Below are 20343 nucleotides of genomic sequence, written 5' to 3'. Positions count from 1 at the left end.
CACCTCTTTCCTAGAACAGTCTGTCTTGACCCAACCGCTTGGCAATATGGTTGGCGGAGAACAGCAGGATGAAGCTGACGACCGTCTTGAACATGCCAGCCGCGGTGGCGAGCGGGAAGTTAAACTGCTGCAGGCCGTATTTGAGCACGAAAATGTCGATGTTCTCGGAATAAGCGGCGTTCATGCCGTTGCCGAGCAGGTACTGCGGTTCGAATCCCGATTCCAGCAAATAGCCGATGTTCATGATGAGCAGCACGATAATTACCGGCTTGATGCCCGGCAGCGTGATATACCACATCCGTCTCAAGCGTCCCGCGCCGTCCATCTCCGCCGCCTCGTACTGCGCCGGGTCGATCGAGCTGATGGCGGCCAGATAGACGATCGTATTCCAGCCTACGTCCTTCCACACCGAGCTTGCGCCGAAGATCCCCCAGAACCATTCCGCCTTGCCGAGGAACAGGTACTCCTGCCCCTTTTCGATCATGCCGAATCCCTTGAGCAGCTCGTTGACGACGCCGTCGGGCGCCAGCATCGTCTGGATGATGCCTGCGGCGACGACCCAGGAGATGAAGTGGGGCAAATAGCTGACGGTCTGCACGACGCGCTTGAACGCGACCTTGCGGACCTCGTTGAGCAGCAAAGCGAACGATACCGCCGTGACGAATCCGAGCACGAGATTGATGCCGCTCATCGCGAGCGTATTGCGCAAGGAGATCAGGAAGCGATCCTCCGAGAAGAGCGACCGGAAATGATCGAATCCGACCCACTGCTGCTCCTTGAAGGCCAGCGACGGTTGGTAATCCTGGAAGGCGATCGTCCAGCCCCAGACTGGTACGTACTTGAAAATAAAAAGCCAGATGACGAAGGGGACGGACATCAGAACCAGCATGCGCTGCGAGACGAGTTTCTTCATAAAAAGCTTCAGCCCGGCCGGTCGCGGCTTCGCCGCGAGCTGCGGCGCGGACAGCGTGTCGTTGTTATCCATCCTGCTTGCTCCTTCCGCGGGCTGTAGAGCGAAAAAGGAAAGCCGGCGTTCGGCACGCAGCTGCGCGTGAAGCCGGCTTTGCCTTTCTTCTTGCGACCGTACTTAGGCGTGGCGATCGTCTCTTACTTGGCGACTTCCACGACTTTTTTGATCTGCTCCGTGTACCATTTCTCGTAGCCCGCCGTATCGAGCTTGCCGAATTCCTTCATATAATCGGCCCATACGCCGTCGAAGTCCGCAGGCTTGGCGAGCACGAGCTTGGCGTAATACTTCTTGAGCAGATCGTCCTTCTTGGTCTCCCAGATCTGCTGCGGAGAGCCCTGCTCCTTGGGGATGCTCCAGGCCGGGAACCACGGACGGTCTTCGGGCTTGTCGAACATCTGCGCGTACGTCTGCACGCCGTACTTGCCGAGAATCGTCTTGTCGCCTTCGGTCAAGCTCATCTGGAATACTTCGGGCTGGAAGCCCGGCGCCAGCGCGTTGCCGTCCGCGAGCGTGGAGGAGGTGCCGTACTGCGGCCAATCCCAATCGTAGGTCTTGAAGCCGAACTTCTCGTTAAACGCGTCGTCGAGCTTCGCGATCTGCTCGGCCGTCCGGTAGAAGCGGCCCTTGTCGTCGATCTCGTACGTCTCGCCCTTGACGCCCCAGCTCTTCAGCACTTGGTTCTCGTCCGTGAGCAGGGCATCCCAGTACTGGATGATGCGGGCCGGGTCCTTGGCGCTCTTGGTGATGCCGGCGCCGCGGTTGCTGGTCCAGCCCGGCGGATCCAGGTACTGGTCGTGCGTGCCGTCGAACGTCACCGGCAGCGGGAAGTAGACGAAGTCGTCCTGCGTCTGATCTTTTCTCGCCGCATCCTTGAGCACGTTCATCGCATTGCCGATCTGCCAGCCGTAGTCGAAGAAACCTACGACCTTGTGAGAGGTCAGCTTGGCGATATATTGGTCGTAATTGTCCACAAAGGAGGCTTTGTCGAACAGGTTCTTGCCGTTCAGATCATTCAGCGTCTTGAGCCAGCGCTTCTCGTTCTCCGAGCCGGCGTACGTCTTGGCCTCGTTCGTCGCGATGTCGACCATGACATTGCCGTCGTTCGGGAAGCCTGCGAGGTGCATCGGCGGATTGGAAGTGGCGAAAAACCGCCAGTCGTGCGTCAGCGTGAGCATGCCCGTCAGATTCTCGTCCTTGTGCTTGGCGACGAAGTCCTCGACCAGCTTGACGTATTCGTCCAGCGTCTTGATCTTCGGATAGCCCGCTTCCTTGAGCACGCGGCGCTGTACCCAGAACGCGCCTTGGTTGATATTGGGATCCGCCGCATACTCGCCTACCTGCGGCCCGAAGGGCAGGAAGTAGATCTTGCCGCCGTAGTCGGCACGCATGCGCTCGAAGTACGGGCCGTAGACGCGCTTGATGTTCGGGCCATACTGCTCGATCAGATCGTCCAGCGGAATAAAGGCGCCGGCCTTCAGCACTTCCTCGATCGCGGCGTCGGGGATCATGACGTCCGGATATTGATCGGAGGCGATCATCGTGCCGATCTTGGTGTTCAGGTCTCCGACCAGGTGCTCGATCTTGAAGTTGACGCCGGTCTGGTCCTCGAGCATCTTGCCGATCGTCGTCTCGTTGGTGTTCAGATCCTTCTCGCCGGCCACGCCGTTGAAGAAGGTAACGGTGATTTTGTCGAGCGGTTTCTCCGATGGCGCTGCCGATGACGATGCCGAAGCGCTCGCCGGCGCCGACGAACTGCCGCCGGACGCGGCCGGAGACGCGTTGCCTCCATTGTTGCCGCTTGAGCATGCGGCCATCGATACGGCCAGGGCGGCAGCCATGCCGGCTGTCCACAGTTTTTTTGCCACTGCTTTCGAACCCCTTCCCCTAGCGAATCATTGTTTTTGTAAGCACTTTCAGTATAGTGGGATTATTATAGTTTGTTTACCGGATAAACTAAAGATCGTACTTAGGATATTTAGGATGCGGATAGGAAGTCAAAAAAATAAGCCCCAGCGACCGGTCGCAGGAGCTTACGTGACGGGTTATCAAGATATCACTTCCGAAACATCGACCGGCTCATAGTGGACGTGGACTTCGTAAACCTCCGACGTCTTCTTTAGCTTATTTTCCACGCTCGTCGCGATCTCGTGCGCTTCCGCGAAGTCCAGCTCCATATTCACGAGCACGACCACGTCGACGACCGCGCTGCTGCCGTAATTTCTTGCTTTAATGTCTTTAACCGCCTCGACGCCGTCGACCTCCAGGATCGCTTCCTTGAAGGATTGAATGGCGGTCTCGTCGAACCCGTCGGACAGATGGTGGGAGGCGTCGCGGAAAATGTCCCAAGCCGTCTTGCAGATCAGGAGACCGACGCCGATGGCCGTTATCGGATCCAGCCACGGCAAACCGAATTGGGAGCCTACGATGCCGATTACCGTGCCTGCGCTTACGAACGCGTCCGACAGATTGTCCTTGGCCGATGCCATCACGGCCTGGCTGTTGATCCGATGCGCCAGCCGCTTGTTGTACCTATATACGAGATACATGACGGAGGCGCATAACATGCCTGTCCAGGCCGAGATCGGATCCGGGGATTCCCCGCTCCCGCCGAACGCCGATAATACGGCTGCATACAGGACCTGCAACCCGACTGCGGCCATGATAAAGGAAGAGACGAGGGACGCGATCGTCTCCGACTTCCAATGCCCGTACCGGTGATTATGATCCGCCGGCTTCTGCGCGAGCCGGAGTCCGATCAGGACGGCGACGGACGCGACGATATCGGTGGCGTTGTTCATGCCGTCGGCCTTTAACGCTTCGGACCCCGCTACGTAGCCGACGATTAATTTAAGAGCCGAGAGAACGATATAAGCCGCGATGCTGATCATCGCGCCGCGTTCTCCCAGCTTCAAGTTGTAATAGCGCTGCTGCTGATCCATGCCCGCGAATCCCTCGTTCCCTCATCCAGTACCATCCATACTAGCAAGCGGGAACGGAGTGGGTCTAGAGAAACGTTTTTTCGCCGGGGCTACAAACGTGTCGGTTCGCAACAAAGTTGCGCGGCGTAAAAAAAGCTTTTTATAGCCGCCCTTGCGTGCGATTATAAAAAGCTTATCTCCTTGCAACGTCCCTCGCTTTTACTTGAACTTCTCAGGGAACTGCCGAACGATGCCTTCTGTCAGGGTATCCGCCAGATGAATCATATGGATCTCGTTGCGATCCGTGGCCGCGATGTCCCCCTTCCAATCCCCCTTCAGACAGTCAAGGACGATCTCCGTGATCAGCTGAAGATGCGTATACAGCAAGTCCTGCAGGGTCTTGAACGTCCAGTTCAGATTCGCCGCGCTTAAGAATCGGGCGATATCGTCGGCGTTTCGGCGCCAATCCGCCTGCAAGCTTTTTACGTCCGCCTCGTTTCCGGCTTGCGCGGCTGCTACGATTTTCACCCCGATCTGAATATGCTCCTTCAGCAGATCGGCGAGCTTATTGCCGGCAGCTTCGCCGTAATAAGGCTTGATCAAGTCCCCGATGTCCTGCTGATTCCGCAGCAGCCGCTCTAGTACATCCTTTTGATCCGGGCGATTGGACAAGGCGCTGACGATATAGCTTCTCGACCAGATCGTGTGATCGATCCACGCCTTCTGCATATCGCTTTTCAACTGAACCATCTTCGGGCTCAGGCAAGCCGCGTCTCTCTCCTTGCTTGTCTTCGCCTGCGCGGATCCCGCTCCGTTCGTCATGCTTAGCGCGATGGCCAAGGTCAACAGCAGCGCCGGCATCCATCTGTTTTTCAACTGATCTGCTCCTCTGTGCGTTGGGATTACAAGCCTGGCTTATTTTGGGTGCACAGCCGGAATATTATGCAGGCGCAGCAGTCGAGAGGCCGTCTAGCCGGAAACTTCCCCCGGCACCGCAATGCGGAATTCGGTCCCCTCTCCTTCCTTGCTTGTCACTTTAAAGTCGACTTGATCCTTGTAATACAGCTTCAGCCGGTAATAGACGTTCTTGATGCCGACGCTCTCGCCGATATCCTCGCTCTGCTCGAGCTCGCTCAAGATCGACGCCAGCTTGGCCGGCGGTATGCCCGCGCCGTTGTCGCTCACGGTGCACACGAGCCCCTCGCCCGTGCTGCTGACCGCGATCCGGATGAGCCCGCCCTCCTTCAGCTTCTCGATGCCGTGGATGCTCGCGTTCTCGACGAGCGGCTGCAGGGTCATCTTCGGGATCATGAGGCCCAGCGCCGACTCGTCGGCATCGATCCGGTAATCGAGCTTGTCCCCGAACCGGTACTTCTGGATATCGAGGAAGCAGGCGACGAGATCGAGCTCGTCCCGGATCGTCACCCAATCCTTGCCCCAGGCCAGCGATTTGCGGAATATCTTGGCCATGCTATGAATGATGCGCGCCGTCTCGTCTTCCTTCTTTATCAGGCTGCGCATGCGGATCGTCTCGAGCGAATTGAACAGGAAATGCGGATTGATCTGGCTCTGCAGGGCATGAAGCTGGGACTGGTTGCGCTTGATGAGCAGCTCCTTCTTCTGGATGTCCGCGAGGTAGACGTCGTGGATCAGGCTCTTGATCTGCAGCGTCATCCGGTTGAACTCGGCGGTGAGCTGCCCGATCTCGTCCTGGGCGTCCTGCAGGGCGATCGTCTCGAACGAATGATTTTTAACCTTTTTCATATGCTTGAGGATCCGTACGAGCCTCGCGCTCAGCGACCGCGTGAACCAAATGATCAGGAGCGTCGGCAGCAGCACGTTGGGGACGGCCAGATACAGCACGAAGTACTTGGACTTGCGCACCTCCTCCAGCACCGCGGATTCCTTGAACCGGCCTACGATCCGCCAATCGGACAGATAAGGGACGTCCTGGAAGTCCTCGTCGATGACGATCGTATCCTTGGATACCGGAGACGCGGCAAAGTCGACCGTCTGCGCGAGATCGATCCCGGGGTTGGTCGCGTATTGGATCTCGTTGCCCTGCAGCAGGAACAGATCCCCCTCCAGCGTCACGTTGTGGAACATCTCCTTGATCGCTTCCGGATGGAGATCGATCTTCATGTACTTCTCCCAAGGCTCCGTCCCCTCGCTGCCGCCGATCTTGCGGACGACGCTCAGCATGTCGCCGGTGGCGCCGGGATAGTCGGACGTCGTCCGCAGCACGATGGGAGCGGACAGCGGCGAGTCGCGGACCAGCCGATACCACGGCTGCTCTCTCGTCCGCGCCGTGACGAGGTCCACCTGGCCGCCGTAGATGAGCGTATCGTTGTTCGAGTACAGGGTGATGCGCTGGATCGCTTCGTAGACGGGGCTGTACTTGTTCAGCATACTGATGATATAGGTCTGATAGTTATATACGTAATCCGACGGAACGTCGTAATTTTTGTCCATGTATTCGATCAGCAGCGCGTCGTTATAGATGACGGCGGAGATCCCGACGGCCACGTTGACCTGCGTCATGAAGTCGTTGCGGATCTGCTCGATGGCCAGCGAGATGTCCCGCATCTTCTGCTTCTTGACGTTGTTGGTGGTGATATTGTAGAAGATGACGTTCGTCAGCACGACCGGTATGAACACGGACAAAAAATAGACGATCAGCATTTTGTTGCGCAGCCTGATATCGTTCAAGCCGATCGCTCTCTTCCCCATCAATCGCATTCCCTACCCCCGGCGGCGTTCAGATCTTTTCCAGAATGGCGTGCTTGTACTCGGTCGGCGTCTTGCGCTCGACCTTCTCGAACTGGGTGACGAAGTAGTCGGCATTGCAGAACCCCACGCTCGCGGCGATCTCGTACACCTTCTTGTCGGTCTGGCGCAGCTGACGCTTGGCTTCCTGGATGCGCAGCTGCAGCAGGTAATCGTTGAAGTAGACCTGGTACGTCTTCTTGAACAGCTGTCCGAGATAGACGGAATTCATATAATAGCGCTGCGCGATGCTCTTGAGGCTGATATTCTCGCTGAAATGACGGTCGATGTACGCCTTGATCTTGGCGATGTCGCCCTTGCCGATCGATTCGCGCAGCGACGAGATATAACCGGCGCACTCGGTCAGGAAGGACAAGAGCAGCCCGCGGAGGCCCGCGAGCGTGCGCGGGGCGTCCTGCCAAGCGAGCGCGGCGTTCATCGTTCGCAGCTCGCGCTCGTCGCCCTGCATCGTGCGGACGATGCCGGTCGCGCCGTACACGGCGCGGGATACGGCCGCGGCCACGGCGTCCGGCGGGAAGCGCTGCTCGCGGAACGCCGCGAGCATCCGGTCAGCGGCGCCCCGCATCGCGTCCAGGCGATGCTCCTCGAGCCCCTCGAGCAGCGCCGCGTACAGCGCTGCGTCGAGCTCGCGGCGGATGCCTGGCGGTTCGTCCCGCACCGCCTCGTACAGCAGGACCGTCTCGTCGTCCCTGGCGAACTTGTGCTTGCGCGTCTCCTGCGCGGTCAGATAGGACCGGCGCGCCTGCGGGAGCCCGGTCACGGACTCGCCGACGTAGACGCGCGGCACGGTGCCGTCGCCGCAGGCTGCCGCCCGCGCGAGACGCTCGCCCACCGCGTGCGCCTCGCGCGCCTCGGATGCGCCGGGCACGAGCAAGGCCAGCTCATAGCGGCTGCGATAGTGAACGTAGGGCTCGGCGGAGGGCGTCGGCACTGCGCTCGCGCCGGAGATGGCGCGGACGAGCGCCCGCTCGACGTCGCCCGCGCGGCGGAGCGCGGCAGCCTCGTCCTCCTCCGGCGGCGCGTCGTTGAGCTCGACGGCATAGTAGCGGTAGCATAAGCCGGCCGGCCAGCCGAATGTGTCGCGGTATGCGTCATGGCCCGCTTCGTCCGCCCGCTCCTCCGCGCGACCCGCCAGCAGCGCCTCGAACAACGACGGCCGCCGCAGCGCGTCTTCGGCTGCGGCCCGCGCCTGCTCGCGCCGCAGCTCCTCGCCGATCCGGACGAGGCAGGCGATGAGCTCGTATTCGTCGATCGGCTTGAGCAGATAATCCTGTACGCCGAAGCGCACGGCCTGCTGCGCGTACTTGAAGTCGCTGTAGCCGCTGATGATGATGAATCGGGTATCGGGATAGCCGCGCTCCCTCGCCTCCCGGATCAGCTCGAGGCCGTCCAGAACGGGCATGCGGATATCGGTGACGACGACGTCCGGCGCGATCCGCCCGATGAGCGCCAGCGCCTCTTCCCCGTCCTCCGCCTCGCCCGCCACCTCGAAGCCGTACTGCTCCCAAGCGATCAAGCCCGCCAGCCCCTTGCGGGCGAACATCTCGTCGTCCACCAGAATAATCTTCCTCACGGCACCCTCCCGCCCGGCTTGACCGCCGTTTGCAATCGCTTTCATTTTTCATGTGAGAGGAAGCCCGGCTTCCTTCTTTTTTTCGCTGCTCTTATTGTAGCGCATCGCCGCCCGGACCGCACTTTCAAATCTATAGGCGGTTCTTCGTAAATTTAACAAACTGCTTGCATGACTTTAAGTTCTAAACTTTGCGGGTGCCGATCGAAGGATTGCGGGGTTGGCCGCGTACGGGCGGTCTTATAAAATAAAGGCGCCCCACTTCCGCGCCGACAGGCAGCGGGACCATTCTCGCCGGAAAGCGGATGATTCTGTCTATGCCTCTTACCCTGCCTCTAACGATACGCGACCTCATCGACCAGCTCCGCGGCGACGCGCCGCCCGTCGCGGACACGGTCGACGTCCTGCTCGGACCCGGCGATCCCGATACGCCGGTCAGCGGCGCGGCCGTCGCCTTTATGCCGTCGGTCGAGATCATAGAGCGCACGGCGGCGCTCGGTGCCAATCTGCTCATCGCCCACGAGGGCGTCTACTACAGCCATCGGATGTCAGAGCGCCTCCCGGCGGACGATCCCGTCTATGCGCGCAAACGGGACTTGCTGCACCGGAGCGGTATCAGCATCTACCGCCATCATGACTATTGCCATCGCGAGACGCCCGATCCGATCACGCTCGGCCTCGTCCGGGCGCTCGGCTGGAAGGCGGCGCTCGAGCGGATGCTGCCCGCCGCGGCGGTGCTCGCCGTCCCGGCGATGCGGGCGGACGAAACGGCCGCGCACGTCAAGTCGCGGCTCGGCCTGTCGGCCGTCCGCTTCGCGGGCGACCCAGGCGCGATCTGCCGGCGCATCGGCGTGCTCGCCGGCTACCGGGGCGGCGGCGGGCTCGCGGTGCCGCTTCTGCTCGAGCAGCGGCTGGACCTGCTCGTCGCCGGCGAAGGGCCCGAGTGGGAGACGCCCGAGTACGTGCGGGACGCCGTGCGCCTGGGCGCGGCGAAGGCGCTGCTATTCATCGGCCACGCCGAAAGCGAAGCGCCCGGCATGTGTCTCGTGGCCCGGCGGCTTCGGCGCGCGTGCCCCGAGGTGCCGGTCCATTGGCTCGCCGACCGCCCGGCGCTGCGGTTGCTGTAGATGGGGGAAGTACCTTAAGTACTAACGCCACCCTCGACTCCCTCGATGCCGCGCCGATAGTTACATTTGGTCACTAACGCCACCCTCGTGCCCCCGATGCCGTGCCGTTAGTTACATTTGGGCATTAACGCACCCTCGACTCCCTCGATGCCGCGCCGATAGTTACATTTGGTCACTAACGACACCCTCGACTCCCTCGATGCCGCGCCGATAGTTACATTTGGTCACTAACGACACCCTCGACTCCCTCGAGTGCCGCGGCGATAGTTACATTTGGGCACTAACGCCACCCTCGACTCCCTCGATGCCAATGAGAAAAAGGTACGGCCCCCCGTACTTCTACAGGGGACCGTACCTTTCCTCCGCTTAACCGGCGTTCAATGAGATCACGCTATTCAGAGCGGTCATGCCGCCGGTTACTCATTCCCCGACCGGCAGCGCCCCGTCGCAGACGCTCGCCGTCCGGTCATACTCCAATCTGCCGTTCATCGGCCTTAATAGCCCCAGAACTCCACCTCGCCGACATTGCCGTGACTATCGTTGCCGCCGATATACCGCAGATATCGGTAAGGCGTGCTGCTGGAGATAGTCACTTCAATCCAACCTGCGGCGGTGGGCAGCGCATTTACGGTATATAAGTTCGTAAACCCGCTGCTGCTGCTCGTGTTGGAGCCCTGGAACCTGGCGCCGACCATGCGAGCCAACGTTTCCGCCGTGGTCGCTCTCGGATAGAACCGGATTTCCGTCACCGTCTTGGCATTGCCGGCGCCCAGATCGATCCCCGCATACACCTCGGTGGTCGACACGGAGTCGTAGAAGGTCGCGGTATTGCCGTCGTATACCTTATCGGCTGTCGACGTTCCGTAGGCCGCCCCCCCGTCGCTGAACAACGTTCCCGCAAGCTTAGCGGACGGCGTCGTTGGAACCGCGACCGTGGCGTAAAACTCCACTTCGCTGACATTGCCGTAACTATTCGCGCCGGCGGCGATGTATCTTAAATACCGGTAAGGCGTGCTGTTGGAGATAGAGACTTCAGCCCAGGCAGCATTAGCAGGCTGCGTAGTCACGGTGTACAAGTCCGTGAATCCGCTGCTGCTGCTCGTATTGGACCCCTGGAACTTGCCTCCGACCATGCGGGCCGCTTGGCCGTCCCTCGGATAAAACCTGATTTTCGTTATGGCCTTGGCATTGCCGGCGTCCAGATCGATACCGGCGTACGCGCCCGTGGCCGTGGCCGCATCGTAGAAGGTCGCGGTGTTGCCGTCATATACTTTGTTGGCGGTCGGAGTCGTGCCCTGTGCCCCGCCCCCGTCGCTGAAGATGGTTCCCGTAAGCTTGATCTGCACCGAGGTCGTCGCCCCCACGGTGATCGTCGTTTCCTTTCGCGCCGCTCTGCCCGTGTTGTCCCATACGATCAGCGTGACCTTGTACGTACCGGCGTTCGGATAAGCGTGGGACACGCTGCCGGTTCCGTTCGTGGATACCGGAATGCCGTCGCCAAAGTCCCACAGAGACTTCGCGATGCTGCCGTTATCGGTAGACGTATTCGTGAACGTGACCGTCTGATTGGTATTCACGGAAGTGGCGCTGGCCGTGAAGTTGGCGGTTGGCTTCGCATTGCCGGCGTAGCCTCTGGAGGTCAGCTGGGTATTGGTACCGTTGCCCGACACCGTATTCCCGCTCCATTCCAGGTTGCTCATGCTCGGATCGACGTTAATCGAAGCGCCCGCGTTGTTTTGAATCTTATTGTTGACGAAGCTGTACCCTTCCACGCCGGCATTCGGCGCGAATTCGATGCCGTATGCCTGATTGCTCGACATCTCGTTGCTCTCGAGCGTTACGTTCTTCGTATAGCCGTTCGTACGGAAGCCATGGCCCGCGTATCCGGGATATGGCGCGCTCGGATGGTTGACGTACGTATTCAGGAAACGGTTGTTATAAAAGTATTGATTGAGAATATCGCCGCCAGCCGCGCCCTGGAGCTGAATCCCCCACTGCGTCATGTTGCTCACGGTGTTATTCCCGTAAAAATTGTAGCCGTCGGCTTGGGACGCCGGCGATGCGATGGAGAATCCGAACGCCTGGCCGCCATTGATCGTGTTGTCGGTCGAGACGACGTAGGAGGATTTAATGATCTCGATCCCCGGCGTACCCAATACGGTCGTGCTGCCGATGGTGTTGCGGCGAATGCTCACGTTGTTGGTGGAGTCCAGGCTGATCCAGTGATCGACAACGTTGTCTTCCACGATGGAATTATTGCAGCCGTTATACAGCTCGATCCCGAGTCCCTCCGCGGACTGTCCGCTTCCCGCAATCGTATTGCCGCGAATTACCGTATTCGTTGAACCGGCGGCGCAGAAGATGCCTCCGCGCCCCGTATTCGTGATCGAATTTCCGATAATTTTGTTGCCGGAGGAACCGCTCTCGAACCGGATCGCCCCTCCCCAATTCGAATTGACGGCAATATTGGTGAAGGTGTTGGATTCGATCGTGGAGTTGGTCACCCCGCCTGATTGCGTGGCCACGTCTCCATAAAAAGTAATGCCCATCGGTCCCCAATCGTCCGGAGCGGAGCCCGTGAAGTTCTTGAACGTATTATGGTGAATCCACAATGCCGTACCGTTCGTCCCATCGATTCCTTGCGCGGCATTCACGTTGTTGTTGCCGTCGAAGGTTAAGTTGGAGATCTCCAGATTCGAAGCGCCGTTGGTATACAGCATTGCCGCTTCGGAAGTTCCCGTGTACTTTATGATGGTGGTGGCCTGACTCGCGCCGATCAGTTTAATGCCCGACTTCGCTGTAATGGGAGAGGTAATGTTGTAAGTCCCGGCTGGAAAGTAGACGGTGTCTCCGGATGCGGCTGCGGTAATCGCATTATTGATCGCCGCGGCCGTGAAGCCGCTCACGTTAATCGTAGCCGCGTTCGCTCTGTTCATGGGCGCTACGGTAAATACCAGACTCGCGGACAAAACTAAACCGAGCATCGTTCCGAAAATTTTTCGCATGATTCACTTCTCCTTATCGAAAGTGGAATGCGTTACTTTTTTCCCTTGCTCTTCAACCATTCGTCCAGCTGTTTTTGCCGTTCCTGCAGCACCTTTTCCGAGCCTGCTTTCTTTAGCGCATTGACCATCTTGGGCAGATAGACGGCCGGGTCGACGGATCCCGACTTCACCGCGTCATCGTATTCCTTGAATACGGCGTCGAGGTTGGCTATTTCCGTCTTGACCCCGGAAGGATCGAAGCTGAAGCCGAAGATATCCGGTACAAAAGCCGTATTGTTGAGCTCGATCGTTTTTTGCCACGTATCCTCCGGCTGGCCTTCCTTCAGATAACCGATGATGACGTTGCCCATCGCCCAACCTACGTCGGGGGCATAGCCGCCCTCCGGCTTGAGCTTGATGGTATTCGCTCCGACTTTGTCATAATGCTTGCCTTCGATCCCGTACGCCATCAGATTGAACAATTTAGAATCCGTGTTCATCAGGTTCAGGAACATCATGGCTCTCTCCGGATTTTTGGAGGTGCGGCTGATAAAGGTCATCGTCGGCTGGACGCCCGAGAATTCAGGCTGCGTCAGCGGAACGAATACCACCTCGTGCCCGCCGTTATGGCTGAAAATATTCGCTTCACCGCCAGGCTGCAGGGTCCAGTCGACATAGGAGACGATTTTTCCCGTTTTCAGCGTCTCATCGAAGTTCGCGGTGGCGACGTCTTTGGGGATATATCCTTTGTTGAACCAATCGTACAGCATCTGGGTATGCGTCATATACTCCGGCACCGACTCCAGTTGAATGAGCTTATAGTCCGGATCGCCCTTCTTGTAGTACGTATTATCGATGCCCGCATAGCCATGAGCGATGGCCGAAAAGGAATTGCCTAAGGAGAAGTAGGGGATCGCGTCCGGTTCGTTTTTCTTAATCACTTCCAGGAAGGGCTCCAAGTCCTCGAACGACTTGATCGAATTGACATCGAAATTATATTTCTCGAGGTATTCCTTCTGAATGACGAAGCCAAAGGCTTTAGCCGCCACTTGGTAGTTCGGTATCGCCATCAGCTTGCCCTTCGACGTTTTGGAGCCTTCGATGACGGATTCAGGCAAGCTTTTCATGAAATCGGCGCCGTATTTAGGGAGCAGCTCGCCCAGATCCTGAAAAGCGCCTTTTTCCGCGTTGCTCTCGTAGTTGAACATCCAGTTGGACGTCCAGCCGATATCGAAGTTTTCTCCCGACGATACGATGGTGTTCAGCTTTTGTTCGTAATCGCCGAATACCACGGGCATGAATTTGACCGTCGCGTTCAACTTCGGCTGAATATATTGATTGACGGCCTCTTCGACGGAAGCGTAGTCCTTCTGCAGCTCCCCCTGCGGGAAATAATAGGTCAACTTGACGGGAGGCAGTTCGGCGCTTGGCGCCGCCGCGCTCCCGGACGATCCGGATGACGGAGCGTCTGACTCCCCGGATGCCGAAGGAGAATCCGCCTTGGATGAACAAGCGCTTACAAAAAGCGCTAAGAGCATCAATACGATTCCTAACTTCCGCTGACTGATTTTTTTTGTTGGCATTACAAGCTGACCTCCCGTTTAGTGATACGTGCATGGCCAATCAAATTAAATATCCGCAGGGCCCTTGCGGATACTAATTCCGCAGTTTAGCCTTTCAACGAGCCAACCGTTAATCCTTTGACGAAGTATTTCTGAAAGAACGGGAATACGAACATCATCGGACCTGCCGCCAGAACGGTCATGGCCATCCTCGCCGACAGGTTGGGGAACTTGGAGGTATCGATCGAGATGCCGGACATGAACTGCGAATTGGTGCTCAGAAAGTTAATCGTGTTCATCATGCGGGTAAGCAGAAGCTGTATCGGGACCAGTCGCTCGTTGTTGACGTACAAGAGCGCCGGGAACCAGGAGTTCCAATAGTTAAAGGCGATGAACAAACCGAGCGTCGCGAGCGCGGGCTTGGACAAGGGCAGCACGATCCGGAAAAAAATCCGCCATTCCCTCGCGCCGTCCACCTTGGCCGACTCGATGAGCTCGCGGGGAATCTCCCCGATAAATCCCTTCATGATCAAGATATAAAAGGGAGTCAGCATGCCCGGCAGAATAAGCGCCCAGATGGTATCCTTCAGATGAAGATACTGCGTCATCAAGATATAGGAAGGAACGAGACCCCCGTTAAACAACATGGTGAAAAATACGTAGAAGGTCGTGCCGCGCACATAGCGGTAATCCTTGCGGGAAACCACGTAAGCCGTCAGCGAGGTGAGAATGAGGCTCCCCAGCGTCCCGAGAATCGTCGTCTGGATCGTGATCCAGTAGGCCCGCACGAGAAGCAGCGGCGACCTGAAGATGTAAGAATACGCATCCAGGCTGAATACGGCGGGGATTAACCGGTAGCCGTGCCGGATCAAGGAATTCTCCTGCGTGACGGAGATGGCGAGGACCAGCAGGAAAGGCAGCAGCATCGCCAGAAATACCACGATAAACAAAGCATGAATGAGGATATTCGCCATGGATGTTTGGTTCGCAGCCGGCGTCACAGGATCACCTACCATAGTGAATTTTCCGGGTTCAGCCGCTTGGCCATCGCATTCGCGAGCAGCACCAGGACCAATCCTACCGTGGATTGAAACAATCCGACTGCCGAAGCCATGCCTACGTCGCCCAACTTGGTGAGCGCCCGGTACACGTACGTGTCGATAATGTCGGTCGTCGGGAACGTCATCCCCGAGTTGTTCGGGATGAAGTAGTGCAGTCCGAAGTCTCCCGAGACCAAACCTCCGACGGATAGAATGAGCAGGATCGAGATGATCGGCGTTATGAGCGGAATCGTAATCTTTCTGGCCATTTGCCATCTCGTTGCCCCGTCGATGCGGGCGGCTTCATAATATTCCGGGCTGATCGCGATGATGGCGGCAAAATAGACGAGGGTGCTGAAGCCGATATTTTTCCACAGGCTCACGATGTTCAGGATGTACGGCCAGGGCCCCGACTCCAGATACCAGTTGTGCGGCTCGGCGCCGAATGCGGCAAGCACGGTGTTCAGCAACCCGTTTTTCAGATCCAGCAGCGTGAATACGATGTAATACACGACGACCCAGGATAAGAAATAGGGTAGAAACAAAGCGGTCTGATACACCTTGACCGATTTTCTCGATATCTCGTTCAGCATGACGGCGAAGGCCAGGGAGAAGACGGTCGTAAAGAAAAGATATCCGGCTTGGTACAACACGGTATTGCGGGTAATCCTGAACGCGGTATCGGAAACGAAAAAGAATTCGAAGTTTTTGAACCCGACCCATGCGCTTCCCCAGATCCCTTTATCGTAATGAAAATCCTTGAACGCCATGATGATCCCCAGCATGGGCAAGTAGGAAAAGATGAAGATGAACGCGAGTCCCGGCAATCCCAAGGTAAACAGCTCGTAATTTTTTTTAAATAAGCCCCATTCGCTTCTGATTCGCTTCCCCAATTCGTTCACCTCGTCAAATCCCATAGTTGGTTTGCTGCCTTCATTGTCATCAAATTCCATTCTTTTTCCTAGTGCAAAATCCCGGAATAATTAGGTGAATCGCGTGCAATTTTCGGGGTTTTCTTTACGTGAACGTGCAGCCGCAAAAAAATAGCCGCCCTGCGGGCGCCAGCCGCAAGACAGCCTCCGGATCCTACGACAATCCTTGTTTGTGCAGCGATTTTTTCAAACGGTAGTCGCCCGGCGTAGAGCCTAACTTCTTCTTGAACAATTTAAAAAAGTAGCTCTGATTGGCGAATCCGACTTTTTCCATGATCTCGGTTATCGTGTATTTCTCGTTTTCCAGCATTTCCTTGGCATGGTTCAACCGGACCTCGTTGATGTAGTCGGCGACGGACATCATTTCGCTTTTCTTGAACATTCGGCCCATATAGTCGGCGGACAGCTTCATCATCGTCGCAATCGTTTGCAGGCTTAAGTTGAGATCCGCATGATTCTGCCTCACGATATCCTTGATGGTGGTGACGAGAATATCGTTGCGCCCCCCCGAATCGTCGGTTTTCTGCTGGTTGATTTCCTTCATGCTTTGCAGGATGACCTGACGGATCTCTTCCAGCGATTCCATTTCCCAGATTCTCATGCTGAGCGCATTCATGTCGATATCGATCGGCAGCACGCGGTGGTCGTTCATTTCCTTTAACGTCTGCCTGATGGTGATCGTGATCTGCATGATATTCGTCATGATCTGATCGTAAGGGCAGCTAGCGAGGTACTGAACAAACTTGTCCAAGGAGGCATCGATCCGCTGCGAATCGCCCGATTTAATGCCCTCGACGATCTTCCTCTCCAATTCCGGCGGCATGTGCGAAGGGGCGTGGCGGATATTGTCCTCCATCATGCCGGGCGTTATGATGGACTCCCTGCCGAACACAAGCTTGTACCGAATCGCTTGCTGGGTCCTGCCATACTGCTCGGTGATCTCCGTATATCGGTCGAACGGATCGCTGAGGGCGGCGCTCGCCGTAATCTTATAGTAGCGGGAAAGGGTGTTCTGGATCTGCTTGACCATCTCCACCAATCGATCGGCATCCAGGGCTTGCCCGGCGCTCACGAGGAAGACGAGATGATCCGCTCTCATCTCGGCGCCCGTGCAGCGGTATTCTTGGTTAATAATCTCTTCCGCGATGTTCATGATCGCAAAGTGGAAAAGCTTGATGTCGTTTGCTTGCAGCAGCCGGCTCATTTTCCCGATGCCGTCCATCGAGATCAGCAGCAAGCAATAAGAGCCTTCCTCGCTGATGTTAAGCCCGTTCAGCCGCACAGTCGAGGTGAATCGTTCCTGATTGTAATCCGCGCTCTCGGCAAGCACTTTCCTGAAGTAATACATCTGCACGATGTCCCGATGATCGGTCTGGAACCGCGTGACCTCATGCAGGTTATCCATGACCCTCTTGTACGTGTCGGACAAGAAAGACAGCTCGTCTTTGCCGGTGTTGTCTTCGTGGCCGTGCCCGATCCTCACCTGACTGAAGAGACGGCCCACCGGCATATACAACCGACGGGACACGAAAAACGAAGCGACGGCGGCCATCAACAGGAAGATGACGGTGGTCGCGATGGACAATTTGCGGATTTGTCGCGTGTTGTGAATGACGGCGGAATAAGGCTGCAAGCTTACCGCATACCAGTCCGGAATAATCGTGCTTGAATACGAGACGATTTGTTTTTCGCCGCCGATCTCGTGAATGAAATAGCCGCCCGAGCTATTCTGTACGGCATGTTGTTCAATCGCCGCCCGCAGCGGCTCCGTATCCTCCCCCGGCTTGCCGTTCGAGCTCAGCCTATTTCCTTCCTTGTCCATCAGGATGATCGCGCCTTCTTGCTTGACGGCCCATTCGTTGATCAACTTGATGTTGTTGATTAGCCACTCCGGCTTAATATTAATGATCAGCGCGCTATCGCCGGCTGAATACGGTCCCAGCTCTTCATAGATGATATAGGAGAACCAATCGATATTCGTGCTCGAATCCGTTAATTTCATGGGGACGAGCTTCATCTTTTGTATGTCCGCGTGATTCAGGTATTGAAGCAATCGCCGGGACTCTTCGCTAACCTGGCTTCTGAACTTGGCATTGCCGCCCGATAAGAGCTGCTTGGAATGGCCGTTATAAACGACGATCGAATCCAGGAATGAGCTTGATCTCACGATGGTGTCCAGCTTGTTCAGCTTCTTCACCAGATCCAGAATCTCGACGTTCTCATCCGTTCTCAGGGCGGTAAGCTCGGAGTCCCAGAACAGGAAGGTAATCATGTTCTTCGCGATCTCGTCCATATAGGAGATGTTATAGTTGATCTGCGCCAGGGTGGCCTCGTGGTATTCCTTTTGCATTTTGATGATGGATTTGGTGGACAGATAGTAAAAGGAGACGGATGAGCCGATCAAAATAAACGCCGTGATGACCGAAATGGAAAGGAGGATGCGCAGCAAATACTTTTTCGATTTAAGGATTTGATACAACTTCATCTCCATCGCCCCGTTTTATAGCCGTATATCTTCGATCATCTCAGAATCTTCCTGTATTGGATACTGAAAAATCTCGTTTTCTATGTCAATAGGCGGGGTCTGCGATCATTTAAAGGCGCTGGAGCGCTGGAGCCGCGGTCAGAGACTCCTCCCTAGGAGCGCTCCGACCTGCTTGGCCATCTCTTGAGGCGGGTACGGCATTCCGTTCTGAATCCACCACTCGATCATGCCGACATAGGCAATCCCGGTATACTGCAGGATGACGTCCTCGCTAAGGTCCGCGTTTTTCCCGCTCTCCCGGTCGATCTCGCCTTTGAAGCCTTCGACGAACGCAGCGAGCAGCCGCGTTCTGAATGCCGACGGCGCCCCCTTGCCCGCCAACATGGTCGAGAAGAACAGATAGTTCTTCTCGAAGTATTCAAAGTAGGGAATCAGGGCATCCGACCAATCCAACCGGCAGGCCCAGGCGTCCATCTCCCCCATCTCATGAAGATGAGATTCGATGAGCTGATCCAAGAGATCGAACTTGTCCTGGTAATGAAGGTAGATCGTGCCGCGATTGACGTTGGCGCGGTTCGCGATATCTTGAATGGTAATGTCGTCGAAGCATTTTTCCGTCATCAGCTCCATGACGGCCAGCTGCAAGGCTTCGCGCGTTTTTTGTATTCTCCGATCCGTTTTTGCCACCGTCCATCCACCAGACCTTCTCCGTTAATCAACACATTCGCCGAATCTGTTCACATATGAACAGTCTGCGATTTTTTAACCATTGATCGTGCGCTTCGTCCCCCTATAATAATAGACACGAGTTGACTAAACAAATGCGAGGTGTGTGGTTGACCCGATCCATAAGCGGCCATACACGCTGCAGCTCCACGACATTCATGAACATTCAGGAGGTTTTACGATGATCGCCGTTAACGCACGCGCTACCTTTAGCCCCGAGGGGCCTTTTAAACTGACCGCCATCGAGCGCAGGGAGCTTCAGCCGCATGACATTCTGATCGAGATTAAGTACGCCGGCATCTGCCACTCCGATATCCATACCGCGCGCGGCGAGTGGGGCCCGGTCGAATATCCGCTCGTGCCGGGGCACGAGATCGCAGGCATCGTCGCCCAGGTCGGACAGGCCGTCACCAAGCATGCCGTCGGCGACCGGGTCGGCGTAGGCTGCATGGTCGACTCCTGCGGACACTGCGCGAACTGCCACCAGGGCGAGGAGCAGTACTGCCTGAACGGCATGACGGGCACCTATGGCGCGATCGATAAATATGGGCAATATACGCAGGGCGGTTACTCCACCCACATCGTGGTGACGGAGGACTTCGTAGTGCGGATCCCGGACGGCATCGAGCTTGACGCCGCCGCTCCGCTGCTGTGCGCCGGCATCACCACCTATTCGCCGCTGCGCCACTGGGGCGCCGCGCCCGGCAAGAGAGTCGCCGTCGTCGGACTCGGCGGGCTGGGTCATATGGCCGTGAAACTCGCGCATGCGATGGGGGCTGAAGTTACGGTGCTGTCTCAATCGCTCAAGAAAAAAGAAGACGGTCTGAAGCTGGGCGCGGACCATTATTATGCCACGAGCGATCCGGAGACATTTAAGACGCTGGCGGGCTCGTTCGACCTCATCGTGAACACCGTCAGCGCGAAGCTCGATATGAGCGCCTACCTGTCGCTGCTGGCGCTGGACGGCACGCTCGTCAACGTCGGCGCGCCGGCGGAGCCGCTGTCCGTGAACGTATTCTCGCTGATCGGCCACCGCCGCTCGTTCGCCGGATCGATGATCGGCGGCATCCGCGAGACGCAGGAGATGCTTGACTTCTGCGCCGAGCACGGCATCGCCCCCGAGATCGAGGTCATCTCTGCCGATCGGATCGACGAGGCTTGGGAGCGCGTGCTGGCGTCGGATGTCCGCTACCGCTTCGTCATCGACATCAGCACGATGGAGCAAGGGGCTTAAGTTTATTG

14 protein-coding genes are annotated in these 20343 nt (G+C 57.1%); 2 read left to right on the top strand and 12 right to left on the bottom strand.

Annotation, left to right across the window (positions count from 1 at the left end):
* Nucleotides 1-10 precede the first annotated feature (10 nt).
* The 6 genes from PQG80_RS21275 to PQG80_RS21250 all read right to left on the bottom strand — a co-directional run bounded on the left by PQG80_RS21275 (nucleotide 11) and on the right by PQG80_RS21250 (nucleotide 8248).
* On the bottom strand, nucleotides 11-985 hold the full coding sequence (locus tag PQG80_RS21275; RefSeq protein ID WP_271753589.1) for an ABC transporter permease: 975 nt from the start codon (nucleotides 983-985) through the stop codon (nucleotides 11-13).
* A 122-nt stretch (nucleotides 986-1107) separates the two neighbouring features.
* Nucleotides 1108-2835 (bottom strand): type 2 periplasmic-binding domain-containing protein, encoded by a 1728-nt coding sequence (locus tag PQG80_RS21270; RefSeq protein WP_271753587.1) that lies wholly within the window; start codon nucleotides 2833-2835, stop codon nucleotides 1108-1110.
* Between the two features lie 180 nt (nucleotides 2836-3015).
* Entirely contained in the window at nucleotides 3016-3909 is an 894-nt protein-coding gene (locus tag PQG80_RS21265) for a cation diffusion facilitator family transporter (protein ID WP_271753585.1), read from the bottom strand.
* 198 nt (nucleotides 3910-4107) lie between these two features.
* The gene (locus PQG80_RS21260; RefSeq protein ID WP_271753584.1) at nucleotides 4108-4764 is read right to left on the bottom strand and encodes a glycosyltransferase; all 657 of its coding nucleotides are present in this window, start codon (nucleotides 4762-4764) and stop codon (nucleotides 4108-4110) included.
* Nucleotides 4765-4857: 93 nt separating this feature from the next.
* Entirely contained in the window at nucleotides 4858-6597 is a 1740-nt protein-coding gene (locus PQG80_RS21255; RefSeq protein ID WP_271753583.1) for a cache domain-containing sensor histidine kinase, read from the bottom strand.
* Nucleotides 6598-6646: 49 nt separating this feature from the next.
* A complete protein-coding gene (locus tag PQG80_RS21250; RefSeq protein WP_271753582.1) occupies nucleotides 6647-8248 on the bottom strand; it encodes a response regulator transcription factor in 1602 nt (533 codons plus the stop codon).
* Nucleotides 8249-8562: 314 nt separating this feature from the next.
* Between PQG80_RS21250 and PQG80_RS21245 the strand changes: the two genes are divergently transcribed.
* A complete protein-coding gene (locus PQG80_RS21245; protein WP_271753581.1) occupies nucleotides 8563-9372 on the top strand; it encodes a Nif3-like dinuclear metal center hexameric protein in 810 nt (269 codons plus the stop codon).
* Between the two features lie 494 nt (nucleotides 9373-9866).
* Here the strand turns inward: PQG80_RS21245 and PQG80_RS21240 are convergent, their stop codons facing one another.
* From PQG80_RS21240 to PQG80_RS21215, 6 genes are all read right to left on the bottom strand, one after another.
* Nucleotides 9867-12377 carry a right-handed parallel beta-helix repeat-containing protein gene (locus PQG80_RS21240; protein ID WP_271753580.1) on the bottom strand — a complete coding sequence of 837 codons (2511 nt, stop codon included), beginning with the start codon at nucleotides 12375-12377 and terminating at the stop codon, nucleotides 9867-9869.
* 32 nt (nucleotides 12378-12409) lie between these two features.
* A complete protein-coding gene (locus tag PQG80_RS21235; protein ID WP_271753579.1) occupies nucleotides 12410-13894 on the bottom strand; it encodes an ABC transporter substrate-binding protein in 1485 nt (494 codons plus the stop codon).
* A gap of 131 nt (nucleotides 13895-14025) precedes the next feature.
* A complete protein-coding gene (locus tag PQG80_RS21230; RefSeq protein WP_271753578.1) occupies nucleotides 14026-14892 on the bottom strand; it encodes a carbohydrate ABC transporter permease in 867 nt (288 codons plus the stop codon).
* A gap of 35 nt (nucleotides 14893-14927) precedes the next feature.
* On the bottom strand, nucleotides 14928-15860 hold the full coding sequence (locus PQG80_RS21225; protein WP_271753577.1) for an ABC transporter permease: 933 nt from the start codon (nucleotides 15858-15860) through the stop codon (nucleotides 14928-14930).
* Between the two features lie 184 nt (nucleotides 15861-16044).
* Complete coding sequence (locus PQG80_RS21220; RefSeq protein ID WP_271753576.1) at nucleotides 16045-18375, bottom strand: AraC family transcriptional regulator; 2331 nt, start codon at nucleotides 18373-18375, stop codon at nucleotides 16045-16047.
* Nucleotides 18376-18513: 138 nt separating this feature from the next.
* The gene (locus PQG80_RS21215; protein ID WP_271753575.1) at nucleotides 18514-19062 is read right to left on the bottom strand and encodes a TetR/AcrR family transcriptional regulator; all 549 of its coding nucleotides are present in this window, start codon (nucleotides 19060-19062) and stop codon (nucleotides 18514-18516) included.
* Nucleotides 19063-19282: 220 nt separating this feature from the next.
* Here PQG80_RS21215 and PQG80_RS21210 point away from each other — a divergent pair, with 220 nt between their 5' ends.
* The gene (locus PQG80_RS21210; protein WP_271753574.1) at nucleotides 19283-20335 is read left to right on the top strand and encodes an NAD(P)-dependent alcohol dehydrogenase; all 1053 of its coding nucleotides are present in this window, start codon (nucleotides 19283-19285) and stop codon (nucleotides 20333-20335) included.
* Nucleotides 20336-20343 lie beyond the last annotated feature (8 nt).

It is taken from the genome of Cohnella rhizoplanae (genome assembly GCF_948329515.1).
GTDB classification, from domain to species: domain Bacteria; phylum Bacillota; class Bacilli; order Paenibacillales; family Paenibacillaceae; genus Cohnella; species Cohnella rhizoplanae.
The sequence above is the reverse complement of the archived record's forward strand: the minus strand, read 5'-3'. Positions and strand labels throughout refer to the sequence as shown.

What these genes read in the sequence shown, in the direction of transcription:
- PQG80_RS21210 (WP_271753574.1), top strand. Translation starts at nt 19,283, where the DNA reads ATGATCGCCGTTAACGCACGCGCTACCTTTAGCCCCGAGGGGCCTTTT.
- PQG80_RS21230 (WP_271753578.1), bottom strand. Translation starts at nt 14,892, where the DNA reads ATGGCGAATATCCTCATTCATGCTTTGTTTATCGTGGTATTTCTGGCG.
- PQG80_RS21220 (WP_271753576.1), bottom strand. Translation starts at nt 18,375, where the DNA reads ATGAAGTTGTATCAAATCCTTAAATCGAAAAAGTATTTGCTGCGCATC.
- PQG80_RS21240 (WP_271753580.1), bottom strand. Translation starts at nt 12,377, where the DNA reads ATGCGAAAAATTTTCGGAACGATGCTCGGTTTAGTTTTGTCCGCGAGT.
- PQG80_RS21245 (WP_271753581.1), top strand. Translation starts at nt 8,563, where the DNA reads ATGCCTCTTACCCTGCCTCTAACGATACGCGACCTCATCGACCAGCTC.
- PQG80_RS21265 (WP_271753585.1), bottom strand. Translation starts at nt 3,909, where the DNA reads ATGGATCAGCAGCAGCGCTATTACAACTTGAAGCTGGGAGAACGCGGC.
- PQG80_RS21275 (WP_271753589.1), bottom strand. Translation starts at nt 985, where the DNA reads ATGGATAACAACGACACGCTGTCCGCGCCGCAGCTCGCGGCGAAGCCG.
- PQG80_RS21235 (WP_271753579.1), bottom strand. Translation starts at nt 13,894, where the DNA reads ATGCTCTTAGCGCTTTTTGTAAGCGCTTGTTCATCCAAGGCGGATTCT.